This is a genomic window from Streptomyces sp. NPDC018000 (genome assembly GCF_044328025.1).
Taxonomy (GTDB): Bacteria; Actinomycetota; Actinomycetes; order Streptomycetales; family Streptomycetaceae; genus Streptomyces.
This window is the reverse complement of sequence record NZ_JBIRGM010000010.1, coordinates 67,122-76,441: the sequence shown is the minus strand read 5'-3', so window position 1 is coordinate 76,441 and position 9,320 is coordinate 67,122. Positions and strand designations below refer to the sequence as shown.

The following is a 9,320-nucleotide window of genomic DNA, read 5'->3' as shown; positions in this document are numbered from 1 at the left end:
CCCCCCCCACCCCGCCGAAGTGCTGCGTGCTTTTCAGAGCTGCGCTGCGCCCGGGTCCGGGACGCAGCGGCCGTCCTCGGTGCGGTACTTCCACTGGGCGCCCTTGCTCACCAGCTCCTTGACCGCGCGGACGAATCGCTCGATGTGCTCGTCCGGCGTACCGGCGCCGAAGCTCACCCGGATCGCGTTGAGCGAGGGGGTCCCCCCGGTCGAGCCAGTTCGAGACCGGGGGATCTCGCCCGGCCCGGCTTCGGGCGCGCCGCACTCGCCGACCTCCTGCGGGTCGCTGCCCAGCAGGGTCCGGACCAGCGGATGGGCACAGAACAGTCCGTCGCGGACCCCGATTCCGTACTCGGCGGAGAGCACGGCGGCGAAGTGTGAGCTGTTCCAGCCCTCCACCACGAAGGAGATGACGCCGACCCGTGGAGCGTCGTCGCCGAACAGCGAGAGCACCTTGACCTCGGGGACGTCGGCGAGACCGGCCCGGACCGCGGTGACGAGGCGCTGCTCCCGGGCGACCAGGTTGTCGAAGCCCGCCTCGGTCAGCGCCCTGCAGGCAGAGGCGATGGAGTACGCGCCGATGACATTGGGAGAACCGGCCTCGTGACGGGCGGCCGTGGAGTGCCACTCGACGTCGACACCGCCGTCGGTGCGGCGGGCGACCTTGCGCGAGGCCCCGCCGCCGGCCAGGTACGGCTCGGCATCCTGCAGCCAGTCGGCCCGGCCCGCCAGCACACCGGAGCCGAACGGCGCGTACAGCTTGTGTCCGGAGAAGGCGACCCAGTCGACGTCCAGCCCGGCGATGTCGACGGGGTGGTGCGGGGCGAGCTGCGCGGCGTCCAGCACGATCCGGGCACCGTGCGCGTGCGCGGCAGCCGCCAGCTCCTTGACCGGCCACAGCTCGCCGGTGACGTTGGAGGCGCCGGTGACGCAGACCAGCGCGGGGCCAATGGGGCCTCCCCTGCTCGAACGGAGTTGAGAGCTTGGGGAGGGGTCACGATCGGCGAGCGCCCGCTCCAGCGTCTCGACAACCTGGGCCGGGGTGCGCGGGGCGTTCAGGTAGGTCACCCGGGCGTCGCGCCACGGCAGCAGCGAGGCGTGGTGCTCGGTCTCGTACACGAAGACCTGACAGTCGGCGGGAATGACGGCGGCCAGCAGGTTGAGTGAGTCGGTGGTCGACCGGGTGAAGATCACCTGGTCGTCGGCGCGACAGCCGAGGAACTCCGCGACGGTCGCGCGGCTGTTCTCGAAGAGGTCCGTGGAGAGCTGCGAGAGGTACCCGGCGCCGCGGTGGACGCTGCCGTAGTACGGGGCGTACGCGGCCACGTCGTCCCAGACGCGCCGCAGGGCCGGGGCACTGGCGGCGTAGTCGAGAGCGGCGTACGTGACTTCACCACCCGTGACCAGCGGAACCGTTACATCCTCACCCAGAACCGGCAGAGGGGTACAAAGCGACTGGTTGGCGGCAGCGGTGAAGACAGACATGGTGAACTCCCGTAACAGGCAGGCGAATTGCATGCGCCGGCGGATACGCGGCAGCGCAGCAGAAAGTGAAGAAGAGTGTGCGGAGGAGGGCCGAGAAGCCCTATCGCATTCGCGTGCTCACAAGAGACTCCCTAGGGACCAGGACCCCGGGGGCTGGCATTCACAGATGCCGAGGGGCCCGCGCTTGCCGCAGACCTCGCTGCCTACGGCCTGGTCTTCACCCGGGGCACCCCGCCACGGACGGAGGGTTGCCGGACAGCGGGCCGGGGCCGTAGTCGCTGTCACTCATGACCTGCCCAGCATCTTGCCATACGTCCATCAACGCGCAAGGCGCGGTCCAAGATCTGGACCGCGCCCCGCGTCACCATTCCGTCCGGTCAGGCGTTGCTGGCCGCCACCCAGCGCTCCAGTGCCTGCCGGGCCGCCCCCGAGTCGATGGACTCGGCGGCCTTCGCGATCCCGGCGGCGAGCTGCTCGTTCAGCGTGTCGTCCGTCGGATCCAGCGCAACCAGCGCCGCCGCCGAATTGAGCAGCACGGCCTCCCGTACGGCCCCTCGTTCGCCGGCCAGCACCCGGCGGGCCACATCCGCGTTGTACGAGGCGTCGGCACCGCGCAGCGCCTGGGCCGGCACCAGCTCCAGACCGACATCGCGCGGGTCGAACGCCTCCTCGCGCACCGATCCGTCCCGGACCACCCAGACGCGCGAGGTCGAGGTCGTCGCCAACTCGTCCAGGCCGTCGTCGCCACGGAAGACCAGCGCCGAATTGCCGCGCTCGGCAAGGACACCGGCGACGATGGGCGCCATCCGCAGGTCGGCGACGCCGATGGCCTGGGAGCGCACGTCGGCCGGGTTGGTGAGCGGCCCGAGGATGTTGAACGTCGTCGGGGCGCCGAGCTCCTTGCGGGCCCTGGCGGCGTGGCGAAGGGCAGGGTGGAACTTCACCGCGAAGCAGAAGGTGATGCCCGCCTCCTCGGCGACCTCGACGACCCGTTGCGCACTGAGCTCCAGATTGACGCCGAGCTTCTCCAGCACATCGGAGGAGCCGCTCGCCGACGAGGAGGCGCGGTTGCCGTGCTTGACGACCTTGGCGCCGGCACCCGCGACGACGATCGCCGACATTGTGGAGATGTTGACCGTCTTGGCGAGGTCGCCGCCGGTACCGACGATGTCGACCGTACGACCGGGTACGCGGATGGTGTTGGCGTGCTCGTACATCGCGCGCACCAGGCCGGACACCTCCTCGACCGTCTCTCCCTTGGCGCGCAGGGCAACCGCGAACCCGGCGATCTGCACATCGGTCGCCTCACCGCTCATGATGCGGTCCATCGCCCATGCGGTGTCGTCCGCGGTCAGGTTCTCGCCGCGCAGCAGCGGGTTCAGCACGCCGGGCCAGGAACGGTCCGCCACGCTGTCGCCGCCGACCGGGGTCACAACGTTCATGGTCCGCTCCTGGGGTCCACAGCCAGTAAATGGGGTTCAGGCCGACCAACAAATGGGGGGCGGCGTCGCGGGGCCGGGCACGCTCCTGCTCCCACCCCCATGTGCGAGTCGGTCTTACCCCACCCTATCGAGCGCCGGGGACAGCGAAGAGCCCCGTCCATCGGATGGACGGGGCTCCTGCTGTGGCGATCAGTTCAGTCGATCAGTGGTGACCGTGGCCGCTGGTGATCTCCTTGTACTCCTCGGCGGTGGGCTTGGCGATCTGGTTGTTCTCGCCGTAGTAGCCCTTGCTGAGCCTGGCCCGCAGCTTCTGCAGTGCGGACACCTTGCGCTCGACACCGTTCTCGTCGACCGTCGGGCCGATCTCGACCGGCTTGTACTGCTCGTGCGCGGTGAGCGTGTGCAGCTGCTCGGGGCCGAGCGGCTCGTGGATCTCGACGAACTCACCGTGCGGCAGGCGCTTGATCATGCCGGACTCGCGCCCGTGCAGCACCTTCTCCTTGTCGCGGCGCTGGAGCCCCAGGCAGATCCGCTTGGTGACGATGAACGCGATGACCGGGCCGACGAAAATGAAGATCCGGACGAACCAGGAGATGGCGTTCAGCGACAGGTGGAAGTGCGTGGCCCACAGGTCGTTGCCACCGCCGATGAAGACGATGACGTACTCGGTGATCCAGGCGACGCCGAAGGCCGTCCGGGTCGGGGCGTTGCGCGGGCGGTCCAGGATGTGGTGCTCGCGCTTGTCCCCGGTGATCCAGGACTCGATGAACGGGTAGACCGCGATGACCGCGAGTACCAGTCCGAAGGCCATCAGCGGGATGAACACACCCAGGACGAGCGTGTGACCCCAGATGTTGATCTCCCAGCCAGGCATCACTCGGATCAGACCCTCGGCGAAGCCCATGTACCAGTCGGGCTGGGCACCGGTGGACACCTGATCCGGGCGGTACGGGCCGATGGACCAGATCGGGTTGATCGTGACGATGGCCGCGATGATGGCGATGATGCCGAAGACCAGGAAGAAGAAGCCACCGGCCTTCGCCATGTACACCGGCAGCAGCGGCATGCCGACGACGTTCTTGTTGGTGCGGCCGGGACCCGCGAACTGCGTGTGCTTGTGGTAGAAGACCAGGATCAGGTGCGCCACCAGCAGGCCGAGCATGATGCCCGGCAGCAGCAGGATGTGGATCGAGTAGAACCGGGCGACGATGTCGTGGCCGGGGAACTCTCCGCCGAACAGGAACATCGAGATGTACGTGCCGACGACCGGCATCGACAGGATCGCGCCCTGGGTGAAGCGGACACCCGTACCGGAGAGCAGGTCGTCCGGGAGCGAGTAGCCGGTGAAGCCGGTGAACATACCCAGCACGAACAGCAGGAAGCCGAACAGCCAGTTGATCTCACGCGGCTTGCGGAACGCACCCGTGAAGAAGACGCGCATCATGTGCACGAACATGCCGGCCAGGAAGATCAGCGCGGCCCAGTGGTGGATCTGGCGAACCAGCAGACCACCGCGGACGTCGAAGCTGATGTCCAGCGTCGAGGCGTATGCCTCGGACATCTTGATGCCCTGCATCGGCTCGTACGAGCCGTGGTACACGACTTCGTTCATGCTCGGGTGGAAGAACAGCGTCAGATACACACCCGTGATGATGATGATGATGAAGCTGTAAAGGGCGATCTCACCGAGCATGAAGGACCAGTGGTCCGGGAAGATCTTGCGCATGTTGGCCTTGGCCAGGGAGTAGATCCCGAGCCGGCCGTCCGCCCAGTCGGCCACCCGCTCGCCGGCGGGCGCCTTGCGATTGCCCGGTGCGGCGGCACCGGATGTGTTCGTCGTCGCAGTACTCATCCGCGCTCCCAGAATGCAGGACCGACGGGCTCTTCGAAGTCGCCGAGCGCCTCGAGGTTGCCCTCACTGTTCACACCGATCCGCAGCTGCGGAAGGGCGTGACCGGCCGGACCGAAGATGACGCGGGCGCCGTCGGAGAGGTCGAAGGTGGACTGGTGGCACGGGCAGAGCACGTGGTGCGTCTGCTGCTCGTACAGGCTGATCGGGCAGCCGACGTGAGTGCAGATCTTGGAGAAGGCCACGATTCCCTCGTGTGCCCACTCGCGCTCGCGCTTGTCCTTGATGTTCGCCGGCTCGATACGGATGATCATCAGCGCGGCCTTGGCGATCTGGTTCTGGAAGTCCTCCGCGTGCTCATCCAGGCCCTCGGGCATGGCGAAGGTCAGCGAACCGACGGCGACGTCCTCGGGACGCAGCGGCTCCATCGTGTTCATGTTGATGAGCTGCTTGCCCTTGGCCCACAGGGTCTTGCGGAGCTTCTTCTCCGGCAGCGGACCGAGGTCGCGCAGCAATACCACACCGGAGAGCGGCACCAGGGCCAGCGCTCCGAACATGGTGTTGCGGATCAGCTTGCGCCGGCCGAACGCGGACTCCTCGGCACCTGCCGCGAAGTCCGCGAGGACCTTCGCCTTGACCTCGGGCTCGGCCTCGATGGGGTGCCGGTCGTCGGCGACCTCCACGTCGGACATCAGGGTGCGCGCCCAGTGAACGGCACCGGCGCCGATCGTGAAGAGGGCCACACCCAGGGTCAGACCCAGGGAGAAGTTGAGCGCGCTCACATGGCCGAAGGGCCAGATGTACACGATCTTGTCGACCGGGAAGATGACGTACGAGGCGATGAAGCCGATCGTCGCCAGCATGGACAGCGTGAACATCAACGCGACGGCGCGCTCGGAGCGCTTCGCGGCCCGTTCGTCGATGTCCTGGATGCGCGGCTTGTGGGCCGGCAGCCCCGGGTCGGCGAACGGGTCTTCCGCCACCTCTACCGCGGCGTGCGCGGCGCCCTGCTCAGCGGGCAGGTTCTCGTCTGGAATCTCTTGGCTACTCATGACTTCTTGGCCTTAGCGGTGTGGGCCGCGACCCAAATGGCAACTGCGATCAGTGCGCCGAGCCCGAAGATCCAGGCGAACAAGCCCTCGCTGACCGGCCCCAGGCCACCCAGCGCGAGACCACCCGGGTTCTCCGTCTGGTCACTGTTCACGGCCTTGACGTACGCGATGATGTCCCGCTTCTCCTGCTCGGGCATCGTCGTGTCCGGGAAGGACGGCATGCTCTGCGGGCCGGTCTGCATGGCCTCGTAGATGTGCTTCGGTTCCACATCCTTAAGGCCGGGCGCGTACTTGCCGTTCGTCAGCGCACCACCCTGACCGGTGAAGTTGTGGCACTGTGCGCAGTTGGTACGGAACAGTTCGCCACCCTTGGCGACGTCCGCACCGTCAGGGCTGACCTGACTCTCGGTCGGAACGATCGGACCGGCGCCGAGCGACGCGATGTACGCCGCGAGCTGGTCGATCTCGGCCTGGGTGTAGATGACCTTCTTCTTCGGTACCTGGGCGCCCGGCTGCTGCGCCGGCATACGGCCCGTACCGACCTGGAAGTCCACGGCGGCGGAGCCCACGCCGACCAGGCTCGGCCCGTCGGTGCTGCCCTGACCGCCGGTTCCGTGGCAGCTGGCGCAACCGACGGAATACAGCTTCTTGCCCTCATCGATGGCGAGGGACTGGGCGGTGTCGTCGGCCTGCGCCTTGCTCGCAGGCGCAAACGCGGCGTACAGCCCCCCAGTGGCCGCCAGCGCGAGGAGTAGTACGACGACCGCCGCCAACGGATGGCGTCGTCGTGCGGAGAGCTTTTTCACGGATTACCCCGGTGTCAGGATCTTCTGCGTCGATGCTGGATGTGGTTCGGGTTCGAGCCCGGTTACTTGATCATGTAGATCGTGGCGAAGAGGCCGATCCATACGACATCGACGAAGTGCCAGTAATAGGACACGACGATGGCGGCGGTCGCCTGTTCGTGGGTGAACCTCTTGGCTGCGTATGTCCTGCCCAGTACGAGCAGGAAGGCGATGAGACCGCCTGTCACGTGCAGCCCGTGGAAGCCCGTCGTCAGGTAGAACACCGAGCCGTACGGGTCGGAGGACAGCGAGAGGCCGTGCTCCTTCACCAGCTCGGTGTACTCGAAGATCTGGCCTCCGATGAAGATCGCGCCCATCACGAAAGTGATCACGAACCAGGTACGGAGCTTCTTCACGTCGCCCCGCTCCGCGGCGAAGACGCCGAGCTGGCAGGTGAGTGAGGAGAGCACCAGGATCGTGGTGTTCGTCGCGGAGAACGGGAAGTTCAGGTACGAAGCCATTTCCTCCCAGTGGTCCGGTCCCATCACCGATCGCAGGGTGAAGTACATCGCAAAGAGGGCCGCGAAGAACATCAGCTCGGAACTCAACCAGATGATGGTTCCGACGCTGGTGAGGTTCGGTCGATTGACCGACGGGTGCGCGTGCCCGGCTTCTACTGTCGTTGCTGTCGCCACGACCGACATTATGTCGGTCCCTTATCCCGCCCTCACTCCGGGGGGTGCCGTTCGGTGTGTCAACAGGATGTGCCTTCCCCGAACGGTCCATGAATCCGCTGTCCCAGGCGGTGCTGACAGGCCATCGGGCGGAGTACGATCCGCGCATCGGTTCATGCCCCGAAAGCCCCGAAGACACAGATGTCACGGAGGAACAATGCAGCCGACCGCCACGGTCCTGGTCTACAGCGACGACGCCAACACCCGTGAGCAGGTGAGGCTGGCAGCCGGGCGCAGGCCCGCGGCCGATGTGCCGCCGCTGGAGTTCCTTGAGTGCGCCACCCTGCCCGCCGTCCTGGAGGCACTGGACAACGGCGGCATCGATGTCTGTGTGCTGGACGGCGAGACGGCACCCGCGGGCGGCATGGGCGTCTGCCGGCAGATCAAGGACGAGATCTTCCACTGCCCGCCCGTACTGCTGCTGATCGGACGCCCGCAGGACGCCTGGCTGGCCACCTGGAGCCGTGCGGACGCCGCGGTGACCCTGCCGGTCGAACCGGTCGAGTTCGCGGACGCCCTGGCAGCCCTGCTGCGCAGCAGGGACTGCGTGGGCGCCTGAGAGCCTGTCGGGCGACCTTCGATCGGAGAGCGGACGCGGTTCCGTCCGCAGTCCCACTGAGGGGCAGCGCACTCCCCGGGCCGGTCAGACCTCGGGGCGCAGTCGCGCCGCCTGGATCGTGTCCGTGCGGTCCGAGGCGTCGTTCTTCTGCAGGGCGCTGCCCTGCTGCCATTTCTCCCAGGACAGGTTCCAGTCGCCGTAGCCGTTGCCGAACGGCGTCATCGTCTCGCCCTGGCTGCCGACGACCTGGACGATGTCGCCCGGGCGCACGATGTTGAAGAACCACTGGGCCAGGCTGGTGCTCATGCCCGTACAGCCGTGGCTGACGTTCGCGTACCCCTGCGCGCCGGTGGACCAGGGGGCCGCGTGCACGTACTCGCCGCTCCAGGTGACCCGGGTCGCGTAGTAGACCTGCAGGTCGTACGAGTCGGACGAGCTCGCCGAGATACCGATCGTCTCGCCGCGCATGCGCACGGAGTACTCCTTGCTCAGCACAACCTTGACGCCGTTTCGGGTGGAGAAGCCGGGCTTGCCGGTGGTCACCGGAATGGTGTTGATCACTTTCCCGTCGCGCTTGACGGTCATCGTGTGCGCGGCGGCGTCGGTGATGGCCTCGACACGGTCGCCCGTGGTGAGCTTCAGCGCCTTCGTGGGGGCTCCGTACAGCGTGTCGGTGACCTTGATGCCCGCCAGGCCGCTGGTGACGTCGATGGTGGCCTTGGCGGGCCAGTAGTCCTTGGGGCGGTAGTGCAGGTTCTTGTCGTCGACCCAGTACCAGGAGCCGGTCACAGCGGGCTTGGAGCGGACCCGCAGGGCGCGCTCCACGATGGCCCTGGACGCCTTGTCCTTGACCGGAGCGCTGAGTTCCGCCGTGACGGGCTGTCCGACGCCGTAGGTGCCCGCCTCAGGGCCGAAGGCGACCTTCAGGAGCTTCTTGCCGGCCTCGGCGGAGGCGGTCTCGAAGGAGAGCGTGCGGCTGCCCGGGGCGCCGTCGCCGTCCTCCATGCTGACCCGGACGGTGTAGCGGGTGCCGGCGGCGAGCGGGGAGGTGGAGTGCCAGCGCTGCCCGTCGGCGTCGAGCTCGCCGGCCAGATGGCGTCCGGTCGCGTCCACGGCCGACACATCCGTGATCCGGCCGTCGTCGCCGTTGACGGCTACTTCGAGGGGCTTGTCGGAGTCGGCCTTGTCGTCGCCCTCGGGAACGTTGGCGGAGATCTCGTCCGCCGCGTCGTACGGTTTCGCGGCGAGCGGGTGGCCATTGGACCCTCCGCAGGCGGTCACACCTGCGACCAGGGTCACGACCAGCAGAGTGCAGCTCACTACGGGGCGGAAGCGCGGCGTGTGGTTCATGAACACACGCTATGGAGATTCATCCCTATTAGCGCGGAATATCACTGCAAACGGGGGGCCTGTA

8 protein-coding genes and 1 riboswitch are annotated in these 9,320 nt (G+C 67.3%); of the genes, 1 reads left to right on the top strand and 7 read right to left on the bottom strand.

What is annotated here, in order from left to right:
* Positions 1-33 precede the first annotated feature (33 nt).
* The 6 genes from ACH4EW_RS21190 to ACH4EW_RS21165 all read right to left on the bottom strand — a co-directional run bounded on the left by ACH4EW_RS21190 (position 34) and on the right by ACH4EW_RS21165 (position 7,317).
* On the bottom strand, positions 34-1,485 hold the full coding sequence (locus tag ACH4EW_RS21190; RefSeq protein ID WP_398259034.1) for an aminotransferase class V-fold PLP-dependent enzyme: 1,452 nt from the start codon (positions 1,483-1,485) through the stop codon (positions 34-36).
* A gap of 175 nt (positions 1,486-1,660) precedes the next feature.
* Positions 1,661-1,778: riboswitch (SAM riboswitch) on the bottom strand.
* 84 nt (positions 1,779-1,862) lie between these two features.
* The gene (trpD, locus tag ACH4EW_RS21185) at positions 1,863-2,927 is read right to left on the bottom strand and encodes an anthranilate phosphoribosyltransferase (RefSeq protein WP_398259032.1); all 1,065 of its coding nucleotides are present in this window, start codon (positions 2,925-2,927) and stop codon (positions 1,863-1,865) included.
* 202 nt (positions 2,928-3,129) lie between these two features.
* Positions 3,130-4,779 carry a cytochrome bc complex cytochrome b subunit gene (locus tag ACH4EW_RS21180; protein WP_398259030.1) on the bottom strand — a complete coding sequence of 550 codons (1,650 nt, stop codon included), beginning with the start codon at positions 4,777-4,779 and terminating at the stop codon, positions 3,130-3,132.
* A complete protein-coding gene (locus ACH4EW_RS21175) occupies positions 4,776-5,828 on the bottom strand; it encodes a Rieske 2Fe-2S domain-containing protein (protein ID WP_398259028.1) in 1,053 nt (350 codons plus the stop codon). The genes ACH4EW_RS21180 and ACH4EW_RS21175 overlap by 4 nt, the downstream gene beginning before the upstream one ends.
* Complete coding sequence (locus ACH4EW_RS21170; protein WP_398259026.1) at positions 5,825-6,634, bottom strand: c-type cytochrome; 810 nt, start codon at positions 6,632-6,634, stop codon at positions 5,825-5,827. Before ACH4EW_RS21170 ends, ACH4EW_RS21175 begins: the two co-directional genes overlap by 4 nt.
* A 62-nt stretch (positions 6,635-6,696) precedes the next feature.
* Positions 6,697-7,317, bottom strand: coding sequence for a heme-copper oxidase subunit III (locus ACH4EW_RS21165; protein ID WP_398259024.1), 621 nt, complete (start codon positions 7,315-7,317; stop codon positions 6,697-6,699).
* 187 nt (positions 7,318-7,504) lie between these two features.
* Here ACH4EW_RS21165 and ACH4EW_RS21160 point away from each other — a divergent pair, with 187 nt between their 5' ends.
* The gene (locus tag ACH4EW_RS21160; RefSeq protein WP_398259022.1) at positions 7,505-7,906 is read left to right on the top strand and encodes a hypothetical protein; all 402 of its coding nucleotides are present in this window, start codon (positions 7,505-7,507) and stop codon (positions 7,904-7,906) included.
* 84 nt (positions 7,907-7,990) lie between these two features.
* Here the strand turns inward: ACH4EW_RS21160 and ACH4EW_RS21155 are convergent, their stop codons facing one another.
* A complete protein-coding gene (locus ACH4EW_RS21155) occupies positions 7,991-9,256 on the bottom strand; it encodes an Ig-like domain-containing protein (RefSeq protein WP_398259020.1) in 1,266 nt (421 codons plus the stop codon).
* Between the last annotated feature and the right edge of the window lie 64 nt (positions 9,257-9,320).

What these genes read in the sequence shown, in the direction of transcription:
- ACH4EW_RS21190 (WP_398259034.1), bottom strand. Translation starts at nt 1,485, where the DNA reads ATGTCTGTCTTCACCGCTGCCGCCAACCAGTCGCTTTGTACCCCTCTG.
- trpD (WP_398259032.1), bottom strand. Translation starts at nt 2,927, where the DNA reads ATGAACGTTGTGACCCCGGTCGGCGGCGACAGCGTGGCGGACCGTTCC.
- ACH4EW_RS21180 (WP_398259030.1), bottom strand. Translation starts at nt 4,779, where the DNA reads ATGAGTACTGCGACGACGAACACATCCGGTGCCGCCGCACCGGGCAAT.
- ACH4EW_RS21175 (WP_398259028.1), bottom strand. Translation starts at nt 5,828, where the DNA reads ATGAGTAGCCAAGAGATTCCAGACGAGAACCTGCCCGCTGAGCAGGGC.
- ACH4EW_RS21165 (WP_398259024.1), bottom strand. Translation starts at nt 7,317, where the DNA reads ATGTCGGTCGTGGCGACAGCAACGACAGTAGAAGCCGGGCACGCGCAC.
- ACH4EW_RS21160 (WP_398259022.1), top strand. Translation starts at nt 7,505, where the DNA reads ATGCAGCCGACCGCCACGGTCCTGGTCTACAGCGACGACGCCAACACC.
- ACH4EW_RS21155 (WP_398259020.1), bottom strand. Translation starts at nt 9,256, where the DNA reads ATGAACCACACGCCGCGCTTCCGCCCCGTAGTGAGCTGCACTCTGCTG.